The organism is Acinetobacter sp. yr461, from assembly GCF_900110445.1.
GTDB classification, from domain to species: Bacteria; Pseudomonadota; Gammaproteobacteria; order Pseudomonadales; family Moraxellaceae; genus Acinetobacter; species Acinetobacter calcoaceticus.
Window position 1 is genome coordinate 1 of the sequence record NZ_FODU01000011.1, and the last position, 20,209, is coordinate 20,209.

The 20,209-nt window shown below is 38.7% G+C and carries 25 protein-coding genes, 1 tRNA gene and 1 riboswitch; of the genes, 12 read left to right on the top strand and 14 right to left on the bottom strand.

The genetic code is table 11. From position 1 onward, the window contains the following. Positions 1 to 2 precede the first annotated feature (2 nt). The 5 genes from BMW38_RS14230 to panD all read left to right on the top strand — a co-directional run bounded on the left by BMW38_RS14230 (position 3) and on the right by panD (position 2,570). Positions 3 to 77: transfer RNA gene (locus BMW38_RS14230), tRNA-Gln, on the top strand. A gap of 36 nt (positions 78 to 113) precedes the next feature. Further along, entirely contained in the window at positions 114 to 1,064 is a 951-nt protein-coding gene (locus BMW38_RS14235) for a ribose-phosphate pyrophosphokinase (protein ID WP_003653329.1), read from the top strand. A 95-nt stretch (positions 1,065 to 1,159) separates the two neighbouring features. Then, positions 1,160 to 1,456, top strand: a complete 297-nt coding sequence (gene rplY, locus BMW38_RS14240) for a 50S ribosomal protein L25 (RefSeq protein WP_004641581.1) — start codon at positions 1,160 to 1,162, stop codon at positions 1,454 to 1,456. A gap of 20 nt (positions 1,457 to 1,476) precedes the next feature. Further along, positions 1,477 to 2,058: an aminoacyl-tRNA hydrolase gene (pth, locus tag BMW38_RS14245; RefSeq protein WP_003653332.1), complete on the top strand. Its 582-nt coding sequence runs from the start codon at positions 1,477 to 1,479 to the stop codon at positions 2,056 to 2,058. 131 nt (positions 2,059 to 2,189) lie between these two features. Continuing rightward, positions 2,190 to 2,570 carry an aspartate 1-decarboxylase gene (gene panD, locus BMW38_RS14250; protein WP_002120296.1) on the top strand — a complete coding sequence of 127 codons (381 nt, stop codon included), beginning with the start codon at positions 2,190 to 2,192 and terminating at the stop codon, positions 2,568 to 2,570. Positions 2,571 to 2,617: 47 nt separating this feature from the next. Here panD and BMW38_RS14255 read toward each other — a convergent pair whose 3' ends face one another. Both BMW38_RS14255 and BMW38_RS14260 read right to left on the bottom strand, forming a co-directional pair. Continuing rightward, positions 2,618 to 3,178 carry a GDYXXLXY domain-containing protein gene (locus BMW38_RS14255; protein WP_092709229.1) on the bottom strand — a complete coding sequence of 187 codons (561 nt, stop codon included), beginning with the start codon at positions 3,176 to 3,178 and terminating at the stop codon, positions 2,618 to 2,620. Then, positions 3,178 to 4,959: a DUF2157 domain-containing protein gene (locus tag BMW38_RS14260; protein WP_092709232.1), complete on the bottom strand. Its 1,782-nt coding sequence runs from the start codon at positions 4,957 to 4,959 to the stop codon at positions 3,178 to 3,180. Before BMW38_RS14260 ends, BMW38_RS14255 begins: the two co-directional genes overlap by 1 nt. Before the next feature lie 176 nt (positions 4,960 to 5,135). Continuing rightward, positions 5,136 to 5,286, top strand: a riboswitch (FMN riboswitch). A gap of 90 nt (positions 5,287 to 5,376) precedes the next feature. Between BMW38_RS14260 and ribB the strand changes: the two genes are divergently transcribed. Next, on the top strand, positions 5,377 to 6,036 hold the full coding sequence (ribB, locus tag BMW38_RS14265) for a 3,4-dihydroxy-2-butanone-4-phosphate synthase (protein WP_092709235.1): 660 nt from the start codon (positions 5,377 to 5,379) through the stop codon (positions 6,034 to 6,036). Positions 6,037 to 6,094: 58 nt separating this feature from the next. On the opposite strand, the gene BMW38_RS14270 is transcribed toward ribB, so the two are convergent. Further along, positions 6,095 to 6,769 (bottom strand): HAD-IA family hydrolase, encoded by a 675-nt coding sequence (locus tag BMW38_RS14270; protein WP_092709238.1) that lies wholly within the window; start codon positions 6,767 to 6,769, stop codon positions 6,095 to 6,097. 97 nt (positions 6,770 to 6,866) lie between these two features. Between BMW38_RS14270 and BMW38_RS14275 the strand changes: the two genes are divergently transcribed. Then, positions 6,867 to 7,634: a hydroxymethylpyrimidine/phosphomethylpyrimidine kinase gene (locus tag BMW38_RS14275; RefSeq protein WP_005048663.1), complete on the top strand. Its 768-nt coding sequence runs from the start codon at positions 6,867 to 6,869 to the stop codon at positions 7,632 to 7,634. 43 nt (positions 7,635 to 7,677) lie between these two features. On the opposite strand, the gene lysM is transcribed toward BMW38_RS14275, so the two are convergent. The 6 genes from lysM to BMW38_RS14305 form a co-directional block, all read right to left on the bottom strand. Continuing rightward, positions 7,678 to 8,151, bottom strand: coding sequence for a peptidoglycan-binding protein LysM (gene lysM / locus BMW38_RS14280; RefSeq protein WP_004641572.1), 474 nt, complete (start codon positions 8,149 to 8,151; stop codon positions 7,678 to 7,680). A 190-nt stretch (positions 8,152 to 8,341) separates the two neighbouring features. Next, the gene (acpP, locus tag BMW38_RS14285; RefSeq protein ID WP_004641570.1) at positions 8,342 to 8,578 is read right to left on the bottom strand and encodes an acyl carrier protein; all 237 of its coding nucleotides are present in this window, start codon (positions 8,576 to 8,578) and stop codon (positions 8,342 to 8,344) included. Between the two features lie 83 nt (positions 8,579 to 8,661). Further along, on the bottom strand, positions 8,662 to 9,396 hold the full coding sequence (fabG, locus tag BMW38_RS14290) for a 3-oxoacyl-ACP reductase FabG (RefSeq protein WP_092709241.1): 735 nt from the start codon (positions 9,394 to 9,396) through the stop codon (positions 8,662 to 8,664). Continuing rightward, entirely contained in the window at positions 9,393 to 10,379 is a 987-nt protein-coding gene (gene fabD / locus BMW38_RS14295; RefSeq protein ID WP_005042715.1) for an ACP S-malonyltransferase, read from the bottom strand. The genes fabG and fabD overlap by 4 nt, the downstream gene beginning before the upstream one ends. Positions 10,380 to 10,530: 151 nt before the next feature. Beyond that, a complete protein-coding gene (rpmF, locus tag BMW38_RS14300; RefSeq protein WP_000290730.1) occupies positions 10,531 to 10,716 on the bottom strand; it encodes a 50S ribosomal protein L32 in 186 nt (61 codons plus the stop codon). Positions 10,717 to 10,790: 74 nt separating this feature from the next. Next, on the bottom strand, positions 10,791 to 11,351 hold the full coding sequence (locus BMW38_RS14305) for a YceD family protein (RefSeq protein ID WP_004641565.1): 561 nt from the start codon (positions 11,349 to 11,351) through the stop codon (positions 10,791 to 10,793). A gap of 96 nt (positions 11,352 to 11,447) precedes the next feature. Here BMW38_RS14305 and BMW38_RS14310 point away from each other — a divergent pair, with 96 nt between their 5' ends. The 5 genes from BMW38_RS14310 to rluB all read left to right on the top strand — a co-directional run bounded on the left by BMW38_RS14310 (position 11,448) and on the right by rluB (position 15,389). After that, complete coding sequence (locus BMW38_RS14310) at positions 11,448 to 12,110, top strand: elongation factor P hydroxylase (protein ID WP_213031171.1); 663 nt, start codon at positions 11,448 to 11,450, stop codon at positions 12,108 to 12,110. 90 nt (positions 12,111 to 12,200) lie between these two features. Beyond that, positions 12,201 to 12,818, top strand: a complete 618-nt coding sequence (locus tag BMW38_RS14315) for an L-threonylcarbamoyladenylate synthase (protein WP_003653356.1) — start codon at positions 12,201 to 12,203, stop codon at positions 12,816 to 12,818. A 224-nt stretch (positions 12,819 to 13,042) separates the two neighbouring features. Further along, positions 13,043 to 13,834 (top strand): segregation and condensation protein A, encoded by a 792-nt coding sequence (locus BMW38_RS14320; RefSeq protein ID WP_016802315.1) that lies wholly within the window; start codon positions 13,043 to 13,045, stop codon positions 13,832 to 13,834. Continuing rightward, positions 13,831 to 14,424, top strand: coding sequence for an SMC-Scp complex subunit ScpB (gene scpB, locus BMW38_RS14325; RefSeq protein ID WP_004641560.1), 594 nt, complete (start codon positions 13,831 to 13,833; stop codon positions 14,422 to 14,424). The genes BMW38_RS14320 and scpB overlap by 4 nt, the downstream gene beginning before the upstream one ends. A 41-nt stretch (positions 14,425 to 14,465) precedes the next feature. Further along, on the top strand, positions 14,466 to 15,389 hold the full coding sequence (rluB, locus tag BMW38_RS14330) for a 23S rRNA pseudouridine(2605) synthase RluB (protein WP_003653361.1): 924 nt from the start codon (positions 14,466 to 14,468) through the stop codon (positions 15,387 to 15,389). 63 nt (positions 15,390 to 15,452) lie between these two features. On the opposite strand, the gene bioD is transcribed toward rluB, so the two are convergent. The 5 genes from bioD to BMW38_RS14355 form a co-directional block, all read right to left on the bottom strand. After that, complete coding sequence (bioD, locus tag BMW38_RS14335; protein ID WP_092709244.1) at positions 15,453 to 16,097, bottom strand: dethiobiotin synthase; 645 nt, start codon at positions 16,095 to 16,097, stop codon at positions 15,453 to 15,455. After that, positions 16,098 to 16,847 (bottom strand): malonyl-ACP O-methyltransferase BioC, encoded by a 750-nt coding sequence (gene bioC, locus BMW38_RS14340; protein ID WP_092709247.1) that lies wholly within the window; start codon positions 16,845 to 16,847, stop codon positions 16,098 to 16,100. Next, positions 16,844 to 18,001, bottom strand: coding sequence for an 8-amino-7-oxononanoate synthase (locus tag BMW38_RS14345; protein ID WP_092709250.1), 1,158 nt, complete (start codon positions 17,999 to 18,001; stop codon positions 16,844 to 16,846). The genes bioC and BMW38_RS14345 overlap by 4 nt, the downstream gene beginning before the upstream one ends. Before the next feature lies 1 nt (position 18,002). After that, positions 18,003 to 19,283: an adenosylmethionine--8-amino-7-oxononanoate transaminase gene (gene bioA / locus BMW38_RS14350; RefSeq protein ID WP_092709253.1), complete on the bottom strand. Its 1,281-nt coding sequence runs from the start codon at positions 19,281 to 19,283 to the stop codon at positions 18,003 to 18,005. Positions 19,284 to 19,376: 93 nt separating this feature from the next. Further along, positions 19,377 to 20,108: a hydrolase gene (locus tag BMW38_RS14355; RefSeq protein ID WP_092709256.1), complete on the bottom strand. Its 732-nt coding sequence runs from the start codon at positions 20,106 to 20,108 to the stop codon at positions 19,377 to 19,379. Between the last annotated feature and the right edge of the window lie 101 nt (positions 20,109 to 20,209).

The window sequence follows — 20,209 nt, forward strand, 5'->3', positions numbered from 1 at the left end:
TTAGGGGCGTCGCCAAGTGGTAAGGCACCGGGTTTTGATCTCGGCATCCGTTGGTTCGAATCCAGCCGCCCCTGCCATCTATTTAATTACATACCAACCGCCAAGGGTGCTTCATGCCCAATCTTGTCGTTTTTAGTGGAAATGCTCATCCACAGTTCGCTCAAAAAGTCGTAAGTCACTTACATATCCCTCTAGGTGCTGCATCAGTCGGTCACTTTTCTGATGGAGAAATTTCAGTAGAAATTACTGAAAATGTTCGTGGTAAAGACGTATTTATCGTTCAGCCTACTTGTGCCCCTACCAATGATAACCTTATGGAAATCTTGGTTATGGCAGATGCTTTGCGTCGTGCAAGTGCTGGTCGTATTACAGCCGTTATCCCGTATTTTGGTTATGCTCGCCAAGACCGTCGCCCACGTTCTGCACGTGTGCCGATTACAGCTAAAGTTGTTGCAGACATGCTTACCACTGTTGGTATTGATCGTGTCGTAATGATTGACTTACATGCTGACCAAATTCAGGGTTTCTTCGATATTCCAGTCGACAACATCTATGGTACTCCTGCTTTGCTTGCTGACTTACGTCAACAATCGCATGATAACCTTATGGTGGTTTCTCCTGACGTTGGTGGCGTAGTACGTGCTCGTGCCGTTGCCAAACAGATGGGTGACATCGATTTAGCAATTATTGATAAACGTCGTCAAAAAGCCAATGAATCGCAAGTTATGCATTTAATTGGTGACGTAAAAGATCGTGATTGCGTTATCGTAGATGACATGGTTGATACTGCCGGTACATTGTGTAAAGCAGCTGATGCGCTTAAGCAATTTGGTGCACGCCGTGTAGTTGCATACGCAACTCACCCTGTACTTTCTGGCAAGGCTATTGAAAACTTACGTAATTCAGTTATTGATGAATTAGTTGTCACTGACACTATTCCTCTTTCTGAAGAAGCATTAACCTTGGGCAAAATCCGTCAGGTTTCTGTTGCTAGCATGGTTGCTGAAACGATTCGTCGTATTAATAACGAAGAATCTATCAGTGCGATGTTCGATAGTTTATAATACCGCAGCTTTTATAAACCCTGGCCTTGGCTGGGGTTTTCTATCACTAAACTGGTCGCAAGTTTAGTCTATTTAACTTTAATGAGGATTTACTCATGTCAAACTTCGTATTAAACGCTCAAGCGCGTGCTGAAGACAAACAAGGGAAAGGTGCGAGCCGCCGCCTTCGTCACGAAGCATTAATTCCAGCTATCATTTATGGTGGCAATGCTGAGCCTGTAGCTATTACTTTAGAACTTCGTCAGCTTGTAAAAGCTTTAGAAAACAATGCTTTCTTTGAAGAAGTTATAGAAATCCAAGTTGGCGACAAAGTTGAAAACGTTAAAATCCAAGCGTTACAACGTCACCCAGCTAAAAACACTCCTATGCACGCTGACTTCAAACGCGCATAAGTGTTGAAAGGCGTAGATTAGTGTCAAATATTTCGCTAATTGTTGGTTTGGGCAATCCTGGTTCAGAATATGCCCAGACCCGCCATAATGCAGGCTTTTGGTTCATTGAACAGCTTGCTAATAAATATGGCATTACATTAAAAAATGATCCGAAATTTCACGGAATCAGCGGACGTGGTAATATAGAAGGACACGATGTCCGTCTACTTCTACCCACTACATTTATGAACCGTTCTGGACAAAGTGTAGTTCCATTTGCAAAATTTTATCAAATTGCTCCTGAAGCAATTTTGATTGCTCATGATGAACTTGATATGAACCCTGGTGTAATTCGTCTAAAAACAGGCGGAGGACATGGTGGTCATAACGGTTTACGTGACATTGTCCCTCATATTGGTCCAAATTTTCATCGTTTACGTATTGGTATCGGACATCCTGGCTCAAAAGAGCGAGTTTCAGGTCATGTACTTGGGAAAGCACCAAGTAGTGAACAAAGTCTGATGGATGCAGCAATTGATCATGCCCTTTCTAAAGTGAAATTACTTGTTCAAGGACAAGTTCCACAGGCCATGAATCAAATTAATGCGTATAAACCAACTTAAATTGTTGAACAATCAAGCTTGCTATCTTGCTTTTTTAGGAGCAAAATGCGCATCAGCCACTTTGCCAACAGCAAAAGCTAAAGATTTCACCATAAGATCTTACTATTAGGTCTACTCAGGAGACGCTAGCCATGCTATCTCGTTTATTAAAATGCAAAATTCACCGCGCAGTTGTAACCCATGCTGAACTTCACTATGAAGGTTCTTGTGCAATTGATGGCGTATTGATGGACTTAGCTGGTATTCGTGAATATGAAGAAATTCATGTTTGGAATGTAACCAATGGCAAACGCTTCACGACCTATGCGATTCGTGGTGAAGATAACTCTGGAATTATTTCAGTAAATGGTGGCGCTGCACATCAAGCAGATGTAGGTGATTTAGTGATTATTGCTACATTTGGTGATTTTACTGAAGCTGAAGCAAATATTCATAAACCACGTTTGGTCTATGCTAACCCAAATAATACAGTCAACCACACAGCGAATTGTATTCCTGTTCAAGTTGCCTAATTTATTCTTAGAATAAAAAAAGCCCGCATTGACGGGCTTTTATCATTTTATAAATCCTTAATAGTTCCTTCCCACCAGTTCTTTTGCTGTTTGCAATTTAATGGTTGAAGCCCCTTTCCTCGCAAATCAAACAGAATCGCCTCTCCTTTTGTATTTACCTTAAATTCAGCATACTTTGCTTTCTCATAACATTGAGCTAGACCTTCGGCAAATAAGAAACTTCGTGAAGCGGGATATAAAGCCTGTAAACGATTTTCAGGATTTTTTAAAATTAAACTTTGCCCAGCAAATGAATTGTTAATATCTAAAATTGTACGAACTAATCGATTTTGTGAATCCAAAATAACTTTTGCTGGAACAGAAGAATGATTAAAAATTACCTGATCTAGAGCCTCACTCTCACTTCCTGCAAGAGCTTTAAGAGATTGTAAATTTAACTCATAAGCCAGTGCCATATAGTCACCTTGTAAAATTGAACGCGGATCAACTGGCTTAAGCTCAATAAAAATACTTTTACTATGATCCAGATGCCATTCATTTTTCGCTATCAATCCCACAAAAAATAATGTGGTAGCTATAGCCAAAACAAGAGAAAAATATTTCTTCATTATTTTTCTCCTTCAATAAGATTGCGTTGATTTTCTTGGTGGAGCAACCAATATAAAGCCCATAGAACAAGACCAGAAATCAAAATCGATGCACTCTTTGCCAAAAAAGTTATTTGTAAGTTGTAATAAAGCTGCCAAAGTACTAAAACAAATACTGCTAGAGTGACACCATAAACAATATAATCTTTCTTTTTTATCGCCCATGTTAAAATGATAAATAAAATGAAAACTTCAAAATAGCCAAGTGCAATGAGCAATACACCAAAAAGTAAGAATGCGAAAAACACTACTCCATGCAACTGCTTATACAAATAAAAAATACTAAAGCAAAGCAACCAAAGACTAGGTAATAAATAGAAAATCCATATCTCCTGATCTTTCGAACTATCTAAAACTAGTCCCATAAAAGTATCAAAGAAAGAAGCTACCACAACTACCGCAAGCACACATAAATAGACACTACGCTCATATTGAACTATCGATTTAGCCTTCGATAAGAACACAAAACTAAAAACAAAATAGCTGAGCAGGGTTAAATTTAAATAAGTCTGAGTGGAGTTTACTGACCACAATGAATGATCCATTTGTAACAAGTAAATAAATGCTATTCCATAAGTAGCGAGCATTTGAATTAAAATAAAGAACCAATGGGGTTTAAAAAAATAACTTATACAGAGAATAAAAATCTGTGCAATTAGCACCCATAACATCTGATCTGTTTCAGACTCTAGATGAAACAAAAAAGCAGTCTGACCACTTATGAATAAACAATAGGCAAATTGCCGAATGAAGTAGTGTTGAGATTTTTTCAATAAAATAGAAGCTATACAAACAAAAATAACTCCTATAATTAAAGAAACAGCCTCCCAGAACACGAGAGTGAAAGCAGCAAGGGCCAGTCCAGCAAGCCAAGCACCAACAGCTAAAGGAATTATATAAAAGCGACTTTGACGAAAAATTTTTATTAAAAAATAACTAATCAGTGCAAACCAGATAAAAATAATGCCTGCAATGAATAAAAAAATGAACTCATTTGAATCTTTAAATAAGTCATTGATCCTATCTACAAGCCATATTGTTGCAGTCACGCCAAGAACAGCGGCCATTAAGCTGGCACATAATTGATTATCTTTTTTGAAGAAATAATAAAAACCGATTATTCCTGAAAAGAAAGCCGAGATCAGATAAGGAATATCTTCACCAGATAAATATTGGATCATTCCAATGATTGAAATGACTGCAAACCAAGCAATAAAGACGAAACGTAAAGCACGATACTTCTTTATACATACCCAAAACTCTATAAGGCTTAATAAATTTAAAGCAAACAGATATAAATAAGGAAACTTTTCTAACCAAAAAGTCTGCTTAAAAAATAAAAAAAGTGTAAGTTGGCTAGTAATACAAATTAAAGCAAAGATTCCAATATTTGGTCGATATAGCCAAGGTAATAACAGCAATGTCCAAATCAGGAAAAGTAAATAACTGTCTGCTCCAGTTTGATAGACCTGCCCGATTACAGCCAAACTTAAGCCTACCATCAAGCCGCAAATACCATGTAAAGTCTGCCTAACTCCTTCACTTAAAGTATCTTTTATACTGATCCATGCTGTCACAAGTAATATAAGTGGCGGGATGGTTAGCTGGATGCTGTCTGGAAGCATTAGCCAATTAGCAGCAATTAAATAAAGAATACTGACCGCCATAAATACATAACTAAAAATATGGAGATGCTGAATAAATAAAGTATTCCTAAGGGGATAATCATCTCTTATCTGCATGAAACACCTATTTTATTTATAATTTTCTATAAAAAACATAGCATTCCATTTTCATATCAACAAGTAAGCTCTTGTTAAAAAGCCTATTTCCATTTGTGAAAATACTTATTCATAAAGAAACTTAGCATTCTACAAAAGCATCTAGTCAATTTTATCCAGCGCGCTATAATAAAACCCATCGCTTCAGGGCGGGGTGTAATTCCCCACCGGTGGTAAAGTTAATTTTTATTGATAAATTAACAAGCCCACGAGCTTAAATTTTATGATTTGAGCAGATTTGGTGAGACTCCAAAGCCGACGGTATAGTCCGGATGAAAGAAGACGACGAACTGGGATAAATTCGTTTTATTTCAGTGCCAGCCTGTTTTTACATCAGTCCTGAAATGTTCAACCGTATTTTTACGAGAGCGTTTCATTATGTCTAGCTTAATTCAACCAGAACTTTTTTTCTCAGCCCTCTCTCCTGCTGAACAACGTATTCAACAAGCATTAGAAGATATCCGTCAAGGCAAACCTGTCTTGGTTATGGATGACTTCGATCGCGAAAATGAAGCAGATTTAATTGTCGCAGCCGAAACTCTAACTGTTGAAACCATGGCACGTATGATTCGTGATGGCTCAGGTATTGTATGTTTATGCCTTACAGAAGAGTTAGCAGATCATTTAGAACTTCCCCCAATGGTTTCTCAAAACTCAAGCCAGTTTCATACCGCTTTTACAGTGACCATTGAAGCAGCTCAAGGTGTTACCACTGGTGTTTCGGCCAAAGACCGCGTTACTACCATTCAAACTGCAATTAAAGATGGTGCTGTTCCAAGTGATCTTAACCGTCCGGGCCATGTTTTTCCTTTACGGGCACGTAGTGGAGGAGTACTGACTCGCCGAGGTCATACTGAGGGAACAATTGATCTAGCAAGACTAGCAGGGCTTAAACCTGCTGGCGTGTTATGTGAACTAACCAACCCAGATGGCACAATGGCATCAGGTATTCAAGTTTTGGCATATGCCCAAACTCATCATTTAACCGTGATTACGATTGAAGAACTTGTTCAATACCGCCAACAACACGGTATTTAAATAAAAAAGGTTTGGCTTTAGACAAAAGCCAAACCTTCAAATTAAAATTTACTAATATTTAAGATACTTTCTTTTGTGTTGCCTGATCTTCAACGTATTCCAAAAGTTCAGAAAATTGCGTAATCATTGCTTTAGGTTGTGCTTGCTTAAGTTCCTCTGGTGTTCCATAACCATAAGTCACAGCGACCGCCTCAATACCATTGTGGCGAGCACCTAAAACATCATATTGACGGTCACCTACCATTAAGCATTCTTCTGAGTTTAATTGCTCACGTTCAAGAATATAATGAATAAGTTCAGCTTTATTGGTACGTTCCCCGGTTAACTCACTACCATAAATATTTACAAAATATTGGCTTAAGTCAAAATGATCTAAGATACGTTTTGCATAAATAGTTGGTTTAGCGGTTGCGACGAATAAACGATACCCATCTTCTTTCAATGCATTAAGTGTTTGCGCAACTGATGGATATACTTCATTTTCAAATAAACCTGTAACTGAAAAACGCTCACGATAAGCAAGTAAAGCTTGTTCAGCCAAAGTATCATCTTGAGTGGCTAATAGTTTTGCTAATGAGGCTTTTAAAGGAGGCCCAATTGTCCAGTCAATATTTAAATCGGCAGCCAACGGAAAGCCCAACTTATCCATTGCATAGCGAATTGAAGTATGAATACCAACTTTTGGGTCTGTTAGTGTTCCATCCAAATCAATCAAAATATGTTTTATAGCCATTCAATCATTAACCCAGTAAAGTATTTAATTCAATTAGTCGAGAGTTTAATCAAACTCTCTTATACTAACGTAAATTTAAATTGAAAAGGAAATAACCGTGCGTCCAACCGTACTTTGTTTCTCGGGTTTAGACCCTTCAGGTGGTGCAGGTTTACAAGCTGATATTGAAGCGATTGGACAAAGTGGTGCTCATGCAGCCATTGCATGTACAGCCCTCACCATACAAAACTCACAACAAGTATTTGGCTTCGAAGCAACCTCAAAAGAACTATTATTAGCTCAAGCAAATGCCGTTGTAGGTGATTTACCGATTAAATGCGTTAAGTCAGGCATGCTTGGCACCACAGATAACATTGCTGCTCTAGCTGAATTTCTTCGTGCCCACCCAGAATATCAATATGTACTCGATCCTGTTTTGGTGGCAAACAGCGGGGGTTCTTTAGGTGATCAAGCAACTCTTGTAAAAGCTTTCGTTGAGCTTATTCCCCTAGCCACTATTATTACTCCAAATACAGTCGAATTACGTGCTCTCACGGGTGTCGATGACTTAGAACAAGCAACGCAAAAGCTATTTGAAATGGGCGCAAAAGCTGTCTTAGTCAAAGGTGGACACGAAGATACACCAGATCATATTAAAAATAGTTTATATATTAATGGTGAACTTGCGGCGAGTAGTAGTTGCCCCCGCTTAGACGGTGAGTATCACGGTTCAGGTTGTTCTTTAGCTAGTTTTATTGCTGGTCGTTTGGCTTTAGGTGATTCTTTAAAAATTGCGGTACAGCATGCCGAAACATGGTTATTTGGTGTTTTAAAGAACGCCGAGACTCCTGTAGCAAATGGGCAAAAAATACCAAAAAGATTCTAGAAAAAGAAAAAGGCGCTAAAAGCGCCTTTTTTATTACCCTCAATTATTGAGGAATACGTAAAACCTGTCCTGGGAAGATTTCATCTGGATCTTTAAGCATTGGTTTATTGGCTTCAAAGATTTTTTGGTATTGATTTGCATCACCATAAAATTCTTTCGCAATTTTTGAAAGGTTATCACCAGATTTTACTGTGTAGAATTTACTTTCTGGTTCAGGAGTTGCAACGGTCATTTGATCATCTACTTGTGCAACATGATCAATATTACCAACAATAAGAATAATTTTCTCTTTATCCGCTTGGCTTTTTACCTGTCCTTTAATGATTGCGGTATCAGTTGCACCGTTATACGTTACAGATAAACCCTCTACCCCCAGACCTAAGCTTTTAATTAATCCTAATAATTTATTTGCGATTTCTTGAGCAGAAGGTTCTGCTGGTGTTGCCGGAGCTGGTTGTGGTTCTGCTGGTGCGGTATTTTTCTTACCAATACCTTTTACAAAATCAAAAAGACCCATCTTTTAGTCCTCATATTATTGTTTATAGTAAAGTCATTAAACTGACCCTTATTGTTATACTTCAAAAAAGATAAGCCTCTGCTATCAATTGAGGTTGATCTTGTAAAAATATGTATCTCCTTTCTTTTATTTTACTCAAATAAAAAAAGCCACCTTACGGTGGCCTTCTTTTTATTCAGCAATATGCGAATTAACCAAGTTTTTTAGTTACATAGTCAATTGCAGATTGAACTGTAGTGATTTCGTTTGAATCTTCATCAGGGATAGTGATGTCGAAGTCGTTTTCGAAAGACATTACAAGTTCAACTAAATCTAAAGAGTCAGCACCTAAGTCATCCATAAAAGATGCTTCGTTTTTAATCTCTTCAGCTTTAAGACCAAGTTGTTCTGCAACTGCTTGCTTAACGCGTAGTTCGATATCGCTCACAGGAATTCTCCTCATTGCTCGTGGCGTTTGATTTGCCACTAGTTTAATTGAATATAAAAATTTTTAAAAGTTATACATCAGCCCTAGGCCATGTATAAACCACCATTTACATGTAATACCGTACCGGTAATGTAACCTGCTTTATCACTTGCAAGGAAACTCACCGCATTTGCGATATCTTGTGGCTCGCCTAAGCGATTTAAAGCCACTTGATCACTCATTTTTTTGCGAATTTCTTCACTAAGTGCATCTGTCATTTCTGTTGCAATGAAGCCTGGTGCCACACTGTTCACAGTGATTTGGCGGCTACCCATCTCTTTTGCAAGACTACGGCTAAATGCTTCAATACCTGCTTTTGCAGCAGAGTAGTTCGCCTGACCTGGGTTTGCAAAATGCGCAACAACAGAACTAATATTAATAATGCGGCCAAAGCGCGCTTTTGTCATACCTTTAAGCACACGTTTAGATAAACGATATACAGCTTTAAGGTGAATGTTGAGAATGTCATCCCAATCATCTTCTGACATACGTAGCAATAAATTGTCTTTCGTGATACCCGCATTATTAACCAAAACAAGCACAGGGCCATAGTTCTGTTCAATATGAGAAACGACTGCTTCAATCTCATCGAGATTACGCACATCGAGAGCTAAACCTGCACCTTGCTCACCAAAGCTTTCACTTAACTTTTGTGCACCAGATTCAGATGTCGCAGTACCTACAACAAAATAACCGTCTTGAATAAGTTGCTGGGCAATTGCAGCGCCAATGCCCCGACTCGCGCCCGTTACTAATGCAACTTTGCGTTCTTGTGTCATGCAATTTTTCCTTCTGCCACTAAAACAGCATTTAGGGCATCTTCCATTTTACTCTTGCTATCAATAGCAAAAGCTTTTTCTATATTTGGTAAACGCTTCGCGAGATTACTCAATACTGTACCAGGCCCACACTCAACAACGTAGTGAATACCTTGGTCTTGTAAAAACTGCATCGTGTCTGTCCATTGTACAGATTGGTACAATTGAGCAGTTAACGCCTGACGCAATTGAGCAACATCGGTAGCTATTCCCGCGTTGACATTTTGTATTACAGGAATGGTAGGCAGCTCAATGGCAGTTTGTTCCAAAGCTTCTGCAAATTTTTCAGCAGCAGGTTTCATCAATGAACAATGCGAAGGAACCGACACAGGTAAAGCAATTGCCTTAGCAGACTGCTCTTTTGCCAAAGCCATCACTTGTTGTACAGATGCTGTACTTCCAGCAATGACTACTTGGCCTTGTGAATTATAGTTTGCAGCTTCTACTGAACCTTGACCTTCTGCATTCACGATTTGGCAAAGTTCAACCACTTTTTCATCAGCCAAACCAAGGATTGCAGCCATAGCCCCTTCCCCTTGAGGAACAGCACTTTGCATGAGTTTTCCACGCAAATTCACTAGTTTCACTGCATCTGCCAAGCTCATAGATTCTGCAGCAACCAAAGCACTGTATTCACCCAGAGAATGTCCTGCAAGATACTTAGGTGCCAGACCGCCTAAATCAAGCCATACACGCCATAGAGCGATACTGGCAGTTAATAATACAGGTTGGGTATTTTCTGTTTGGTTGAGGCCTTCACCACTTTGCGCAATATGCCACAGATCGAATCCAAGCGCATCTGAAGCTTCAGCAAAGGTTTGCCCAACCCCACTAAACTGTTCTGCTAGTTCAGCAAGCATACCGACTTTTTGTGAACCTTGACCTGGAAACACAAACGCAGTTTTTGTGGCTAAAGCTACTTGTTCAAGACGTTTAGCAGACATAAGAAATCCTTTTTTGGGTTTTCACTCATTTCTGGAGCGGAAATTTAACATGTTATTTATATTTTTATAATTGCGAAAAACAACAAAAAAAGGGAGCTTTCGCTCCCATTTTTTCTATACTTAAGCATCACGCTTAATGCATATCATACAATTATTCAGCATCAGCTGCTTTAGCGAATAATTGACGACCACGGTAGAAACCGTCTTTAGTCACGTGGTGACGACGATGAGTCTCACCAGTTGCTTGGTCTACTGTTAATGCATTCTCGGTTAAAGCGTCATGTGAACGGCGCATGTCACGGCGAGAGCGACTTTTACGGTTTTGCTGAACGGCCATGATGGCTCCTTACAAAGATCGAAAAAATGGATCAGAACAAATTCAGTTGTCTTATCTCACAATTATATCACAAATTATGAGTTAAGTTTACCCTTCAAACCTGCCAAAACATCAAACGGATTATCCCGTTTTTCTTCAACAACATTTTGAATGGTAGGTTGATGTTTATTTTCACAAGCATCATGCTTGGGAGATAAAGGCACCAACAATAACAGTTCATCTTCTAGTAGTGCGAGCAAGTTAATCGAGGCTGGCGTATCATAATCACCTTTCGTCGTAAACTCACTTTCACCTAAAACGATGAAATCAGCATCCTCATCCAAGCGCTCTATCAGTGACTCATCATCCATTAATGCAATATGAAAGTCTAAGACAAGAGGCATTTCAACAGGTTCCAAACAACGTTGGCACTCCATTGGAACTTTCGTGTCCATATGACCATCCATCCACACAATGCGATGATATGCATCCATTGATAGCTTACAGTCTATGTTGATCAATTGATTATCAATTGATCCAACAGCTTCACGAGCGATACGAGCAAAGCGAGACAAGGGCAGTTGACCTGACCATGTAAAGCCTTGTTCAGCCCATTTAAACGGCTCAATCTGTGCCGGAAAGGTATTTGCTGACATAATTAAGGCGGCAATTCTACAAATTCATCGGTACTCTGTCAAAGATTAAGATACAATTTTGCACTTCTTTAGACAGAACTCGGGGTAAATTAAGCAATGCACCTGTTGCAGCCGCAACCTGAAGTTAACTCTTCATTACTCGTTTGCACCCATTCAACTCATCAGAACACTCTTGTACCTGACACGGTGCAACTCTCACCATGGTCAAGCTCAAAATCAGAGTCTGAGCAAGTCGATTGGCTTATTTTACACTTTAATCACTGGTTTTCCCACCATAATGTGACATTAGTTCGTGGAGATTTTGAACCAGAATATTTCCCAGCAACAAATCAGGGTCCGGCTAAAATCCAATTCGCCCATGGTTTTTTTAACAGTGCCCTTCACGAAATCAGTCATTGGTCGATTGCTGGTGAAAAACGCCGCCTATTACCTGATTTAGGATATTGGTATGCACCTGATGGCCGCACTCAAGAACAGCAAAGTCTATTTGAACAAGTAGAAATTAAGCCGCAAGCAATTGAATGGTTATTCTCTCAGTCTTTTGGTAGAAAGTTTAGAGTCTCGCTTGATAACCTGACAGGTGATGGCGGAGATGGCAAAATATTTAAAGATAATGTCTACACTCAAGTACAACGTTACTTTTCAGGTGAAGCTAAGTTGCCACGTGATGCAGCAGCATTTATTGGCTTTATTTGCCAATGTATACGTTCGGATACACCATTACAATTAAATGAATTCAAACGTGAACTCCTTGATTAATTGACAAAAAAACTACGCTCACTACTTGTCTAGTTCATTTAAAAAGCCTAATAATTATTTTTAACACTGGCGTGATGGAGTCTCCAAAATATGATGCATTTACATGTACATCCTGAAAATCCACAGCAACGCCTCATTAGCCAAGCGGTTGAACGCATTCGTGCCGGAGATGTTGTGGTTTACCCTACCGATGCTGCCTACGCAATTGGCTGTCAAATCGGTAATAAAAATGCTATGGAACGTATTGCGCAGATTCGCGGTTTAGGGCCGAAGCATCAATATGCAATTATGTGCTGCGACTTATCAGATATTGCAACTTATGCAAAAGTTGATAATGCAACTTATCGTTTATTAAAAGCCAATACACCTGCCATTACGACTTTCATTTTACCTGCAACCAGTGAAGTTCCTCGTAGGTTGATGCACCCTAAAAAGAAAACCATTGGCTTACGTATTCCAAGTAACCCAATTTGTCAGGCTCTATTAAAAGAACTTGGTGAACCCCTACTCACGAGTACATTAATTTTACCAGGACAAGAAGATCCCCTAGATGATCCATACGATATTGAAAATCAATTAGATAAACGAATTGATGTATTTATTGATGGTGGTTTCGGTACTTTAACAAGCACAAGTATTGTTGATTTATCGGGTGAACATCCTGAAATTATTCGCCGTGGTATTGGCGATGTAAGTGCTTTTGAATAAGCACTTACAATTTTTACCAATAGTTTTAAAAAAAGTATTATCACTCAAAAAAATACTCTTTATTTATTTTGGATTTTTTTTACACTTTAGTCGTTAAGTAATTTATTAAAAGGCACAATTCATTTAGAATGATTTCCACTATCTGCTGTTCTTCTATTTACAGCTCTCTTTGACTTGAATAACAAGTCTCATGCTTTTGAAAATTCGCGTGGCTTATAATCGTAATGAATCAATCACTTCATCAATCCATGGAAGACGCTCCACACATCCGTGTTTTAGATGAGTGGCATGACAAGATTCCTGAAGATCTCTATATACCTCCTGCTGCATTTGAGATTTTGCTCGAACAGTTTGAAGGCCCACTAGATTTTTTAATTTATCTGATTCAAAAAAACGGTTTTGATTTAATTCAAGTCGATATTGCTCCTATAGCAACTCAATATTTAACCTATATGGATAGTATGAAGTCGTTAAATATTGAGCTGACTGCTGATTATATGGTGATGGCAGCTTTATTAGCTGACCTGAAATCTCGTCTACTTTTGCCAAAACCTACGGTTATAAGTATTGAAAAAGATCCTAAACAGGAACTTATTGATCGACTTGAAACCTATCTACGCATTAAGCAAGCGGCTGAGCGTTTAGGTCAAATGCCAATTCTTGAGCGCGATACATTCAGTGCAAATGTAAGCTTAGGTCATATCGCTCCTGTTTATGAAGGCTATGATATTTCAGCATTACATGATGCGTTGTTCTGTGTGTTTAATCGCCCAGAACCCGTTATTCATGTCGTGGCTCAAGAGCCTGTATTACTCGAAGAACGCATTGCATATATTGAAGAGAAATTAGAGTCTGGTGACGTGTTAAGTTTTAAAGAATTACTCAATCCTTTGCAAGGTCGCATGGGAATGGTTGTGACTTTTATGGCTGTTTTAGAGTTAACCCGACAACAGCGAGTTAAAATTATTGCCTCTGGTATTGAAGCTCCTTTAGCAATTCAAGGATCTTCAATATGAGCTTTGAACAAAATAATAGTGATTTGTCATTAGCTGACATTCATCATGAAGTCTTATTACAACTTGAAGCAATTATTTTTGCCAGTGAAGCGCCAGTTTCAATTGCCCGTTTAAAAGAAGCATTTAACAATCAATATAATAAACAACAACTTCGTCAACTTTTACAACAGCTCGCGCTATTACAACATGGCCGATCTATTGAGTTGATTGAAACAGCGCAAGGGTTTCGCTTTCAGGTAAGATCTAAATATCGTAGTATTATTGCGCAAATATGGCCAGAGCGACCAACAAAACTGTCGCCTTCATTACTAGAAACACTGGCTGTCATTGCTTATCATCAACCGGTTACCCGTGCTGATATTGAACAAATTCGTGGTGTATCTAATAATAGTCAGATTCTTAGAACACTATTTGACTGGAACTGGATTAAAGAAGCCGGTTTTAGAGATTTACCCGGAAGACCTGCGTTGCTAATTACAACGCCTCAGTTTCTGAATGCTTTTGGTCTAGCTTCGCTAGGCCAATTGCCTCCCCTACAGAACGCCAAGGAAGCCTTTATGGCCCTCGATGCAAATGCACCGAAATCATAAAGAGGTGGACTGTTGATCATTATGTCTAAGGTTGTGCTGTCATGAGTGAAAAATTGCAAAAAGTATTAGCGCGGATCGGATTAGGTTCCCGCCGATATATGGAAGAGGTTATTGCCGCAGGACGCGTGAGTGTGAACGGCCGTGTTGCCCAAGTGGGTGAGCGCATTGAACCAGGCGATGAATTACGCATTGATGGCCGTAAAGTTCAGTTTCAAATTGAAGACGAAATTCGTCGCCGTGTATTGATTTACTATAAACCAGAAGGTGAAATCTGTTCACGTAATGACCCTGAAAAACGCCCAACCGTATTTGATCATTTACCACAAATTGCAAATGACCGCTGGGTAATGGTAGGTCGTCTAGATATTAACAGTACTGGTTTATTGTTGTTCACAAATGATGGTGAGCTTGCTAACCGCTTAATGCACCCATCAAATGAAATTGAACGTGAATATGCTGTTCGAGTTATGGGTGAAGTAACGCCTAAAATACGCCAAAAAATGGTAACTGGTGTAGAGCTTGAAGATGGTCCAGCTAAATTCGAATCTTTCTCGGAAATTGGTGGTGAAGGTATTAACCGCTGGTACCAAGTAGTGGTGAAAGAAGGTCGTAACCGTGAGGTTCGTCGTATTTTTGAATCACAAGAACTTAAAGTAAGCCGCTTATTGCGTACACGCTACGGTACAGTTATTTTACCACGCGAATTACGTACTGGCCGCTGGATGGAACTCGATAAAACTGATATCGATAATCTAGCAAAATCTGTTGAGTTAAAACCACGTCAAGGGACAGGTTTATTTGGTATGGCAAAACGTCGTACTGACCGTATGACCGAAAAGCCAATGGCAGCTCGTCGTGGTGGTTTCTTACGTCAACAACGTCGCGATGATGAAAAAGAAGCTCCTGTGAATACTGGTAACCAACGTAAATCGACTGGTTTTAACCGTGGTTCTAAGAAATTCTAAAATATTAAATAATGCATAAAAAAACCGCTCTTATAAGAGCGGTTTTTTATAGCCTATTTTAAATTAACTCATTTTTGCCAGCTCAATCCACTCAGCTTCAGGGAAATGAATTGCTAAATAGTCTTTCAAATAATTTGAAGTATCTTGAGAAATTAATGGATCTTTTGATTCATCTTTTAAGTTATATACCAAAGCTTGCAATTTCAGCCCACGAGACTTGAGCGCTTCAAGACTAAGTAAAGTGTGGTTAATACTTCCTAGACGACCCGAGGTCACTAAAATAACGGGGAACTGATGCTGAGCCACATAATCAATGGTGAGTAGACTGGTGGTTAAGGGCACCATTAATCCACCAGCTCCTTCGAGTAAAACAATATCAAAACGCTCAGCTAATGTTTGAGTTGCATTTTCAATTTTTTGAAAGTCAATTTCTCTGTTGTCTAGGCGTGTTGCCAGATGAGGCGAAGCAGGATAACTAAAAATTTCCGGCATGGTGAGTTTGTCATGATCTTCTTGAAACCAACCCTGTCCCATAATTGCACGATGCTTTTCAATATCTTCAGAAATATCAGCATTACCCGTCTGAATGAGTTTTTGGGTAATCACTTTTTTACCCTGTTCGGTCCATAATTTTGCTAAAAAGCCTGTCGCGTAGGTCTTACCAATTTCGGTATCAATCCCACTCACAAAATAGATCTGACCACTCATTTACTTCATTCTCCGGGCAATACAATAAATCGGATGATATGTTAAGGAATATCCCTCGGCATGCTTAAACCAATCATAATCTTGATAAAACTGTTGTAAAGTTTGCTTAGTCCAACGATGACGTGCAGTTGCAGTCACACCTGTTGCTTTTAAATGCTGCAATACAGCTTTAGGCGAATCGAAATAGAGTTGGGCTTCTGACTCAGACAAATGCAGAACTTCAAAACCCGCCAAAGTTAAGGCATTGTTCCAATTTTCAATAGACCAATAACTTAAACCTTGCCCTGTTAATTCTTTAATCTCGATTAAGTTTCTTGGCCCAAAAGTTGAAAAACATAACCAGCCTTTTTCATTTAAAGCAGTATGACAATGTTGAAGTACGCGAGGTAAATCTTGCATCCATTGTAAAGCCGAACCTGAAACGATCATGTCGAGCTGCTGCGGAAACGCTAAAGTTTCAATATCACCAATCAACCATTTCAAATTTTCTTGATGGTTAAAGTGCTGCTGCACATCTGCATACAAGTCATTCAAAATTAACTCTTCAATCTGAAAAGATGCAGCAATAAGACGAGTTAAATTGCCAGAACCACAACCAATTTCAAAGACACGTGACATCGTTGTAGTACAAAACTGCTGGAGTAAAACCGTTAAATTTTGGCAAATTTGTTTTTGAACAATTGCATGCTCTGAATAGCTTTGCCCTGCTTTAGCAAAACGCTGGGCAACCAAGTTTTTATTCAGACTCACAGAAAACTCACCAATTCTTCAAGCTCATGTTGCTGTACCATTGACGTTAAAGAAATACGCAAACGCGAACTATTTTTGGGTACAGTCGGTGGGCGCACAGGCATGGCATAAAAACCACTTTGCTGAACCTGCTTTGCCTTATCGATAGCAGCCTGACTTTCTCCCACAATGACTGGAATAATATGGCTGGTCGATGGACTTACATAACCCTTTTGCACAACAGCTTGTTGAAGATATTGGCTAATACTTTGTAAATGTTCACGCTGAGATTGAGCAACTAATACTTTTTGAAAAATAAAGTCTGCCCAAGCCATAATAATTGGGGGTTGAGCGGTACTAAAAATAAGTGGGCGCATTTTATTAATGAGATAATCTTTAATAATTGGGTGACAAATAATGTATCCCCCCACTGCCGCTAGTGCTTTACCTAATGTCCCCACTAAAAAATCGATATCTTGAATGACATTGTATTGTTCAGCACACCCTAAACCCTGTTGACCACGCACACCAATTGAATGTGCTTCATCAACATACAGCATAGTTTTGGCAAAGCGTTTTTTTAGCTGCACTAAAGCGGCTAAATCAGTTTCATCACCGTCCATACTAAAAATACTTTCAGTCACCACAATAATGCGTTCAATATTGTCATCATCATGATATTTCTGAAGAAGTTGTTCTAAGTGCTGCAAATCATTATGGCGATAACGTACATATTGCGCACCCGATAAACGTATACCGTCGATCATGCTCGCATGAACCAGCTTATCAGCCAAAATTAAAGTTTTCCCATCGGCAACAGCTGGCAAAATACCGATATTCATGTGGTAGCCACTATTAAACAATAGTGCCGCCCGACCACCAAATGCTTGGCTTAGGCTATTTTCTAATTGTTCATATTCTTCAAAATTACCCGTTAATAAACGTGATGACGAAGAACTAAAATAGCTACGTTCGACTGGAAAATTTTCTAAAAACTCTTCACGAAGTTTTACATCCGCAGCTAGGCCAAGATAATCGTTTGAAGCTAGGTTCAGCATCGTTTTATTTTGAATCGTAATAAAACGCTCATGCTGTACATTTTGAGTGAACTGTCTGAAATTGCCGTGTTGTTTTAGTTCATCTAATTGGATAGCAAAATGATCAAGCAACGACATTTCAATGCACTCCCTGCATGGTTTTAACAACCTCAACCAACTGCTCAAGCAAATAGCTTAATTCCTGACTGGTAATCACATAAGGTGGCATTACATAGACCAATTTACCAAAAGGACGAATCCAAATTCCACGATCAACAAACTGTTGCTGCAATGTTTTCATATCAACATTAACAGTGAGTTCAACTACCCCTATTGCTCCCAATACTCTTACATCAGCAACATAATCAAGCTGATTGAGCGGTGTTAAGTATTGAGTAAGTTGTTGTTCAATTCGCTGAATATTAGCCTGCCAATCTTGCTCAATTAATAATTGCGTACTTTTTAAGGCAACAGCACAAGCAAGCGGGTTAGCCATAAAGGTTGGACCATGCATAAATACTCCAGCCTCACTACGACTAATGGTCTCGGCAACATGCTTCGTCGTTAAGGTAGCAGAGAGTGTCATATAACCGCCTGTGAGCCCTTTACCTATGCACATAATATCCGGCTCGACCTGTGCATGTTCCCACGCAAAGAGCTTACCAGTACGCCCAAAGCCTGTCGCAATTTCGTCAAAAATTAATAACAAATTATATTGTTCACAAAGTGCTTTGGCTTGACGTAGATATTCAGGATGATAAAAACGCATGCCGCCTGCACCCTGTACAATCGGCTCAATAATTAATGCTGCAAGATGCTCATGATTTTGCTGAATCGCTTGTTCTAATTCTGCAATATCTTGTGGATTCCATTCTTCATGAAATTTGGTTTGTGGTGCTGCAACAAAAAGACGATTTGGTAAGCTTGTACCAAAAATCTGATGCATGCCTGTAACTGGATCACACACCGACATCGCATTCCATGTATCCCCATGGTAGCCAGAACGCGTTGTAATAAAATTTGTTTTTTGCGGTTTATCTTGAGCAGTCCAAAACTGCACTGCCATTTTCAAAGCAACTTCAACGGCAACAGAACCTGAATCTGCATAGAAAATTTTATCGAGACTTGGCGGGGTAATTTTTAAAAGAATTTTTCCAAGTTCAATTGCAGGATCATGGGTTAATCCACCAAACATGATGTGAGACATGTTTTGTAATTGATTGGTCACTGCCTGATTCAATTCAGGATGGTTATAACCGTGAATTGCACACCACCAAGATGACATACCATCAATTAAAGTCCTACCATCATCTAACTCAATAATCGCACCATAAGCACGTTTAACTTTAAATGTTGGTAAAGGTTGGGTCATTGAAGTATAAGGATGCCAAATATGTTCCAAATCAAAATTATCGGTCATCCTATTTACCCTTTTACAGCGTTCAAATCTTTCATTGAACACATGTTAAACCTGTTAAGAATGAAAGAAAATTGCGATATCAATCAAAGCTGATTAACTTTGCTGATGAATTGTTAAAAATTGGCAGATTTCTTCAATTGTTCGTTCTACTTGTAGATATGGAAAAGCATGAGTAGCTTCATTTAATACTTTGTATTTCATCTTTTCTGTCGCGATATGTGCAAAATTTCCCTCAATTTTGCAAGGAATGACACCATCTTGCTCTGCAAATAAATGAAGCTGTGGACCTGAGTAATTTTTTAAGTTATCCACCAAGTTTAGTTGCTCTAACATTTCTAACCCTTGTAATAACAACTCATAAGAGGGTGGATTTGCTATGTTTTGCATGTTTAGCCAATCTTTTTTAGCTTGTGCTGATCCTTGAGTAATTAAATAATAAAAGCGCTTTAAAGTGGCTTGTTGGTTTTGCAAAAAAGAAGCTTTAAATTGATTAAATATATCAGTAGGCATTGCAGTCTGCCAATTAGTGTTAGCAACAAAACATGGATTAGAAGCAAGTGTAATTAAAGTTTTAGTTAGACCAGTGCTCTTATAAAAAGAATCAACTAAGTAAGCTGCTAACTGACCTCCTAAAGACCACCCAATTACAGTATCGACATCATTCAACAAATCAAGCTGTTTCTGGAAACTACTAGTTAAAACATCAAATATATTAATAAGTTGTACGTCAAAACCCTTCTGTTGCAAATGAAATTTTAATGGTTGCAAAGGTTCAATTCCTACTCCCCACCCTGTAATCAATAAAATTTTATTTTGTAACGTCATATTCTTACCCAAAGCTCATTTAATGCAAATTATATATTAATATTTCAAGAAAATATCTTTTAAAATCAGCCTTAAAATTTAAAATATTGATTTTAAATCAC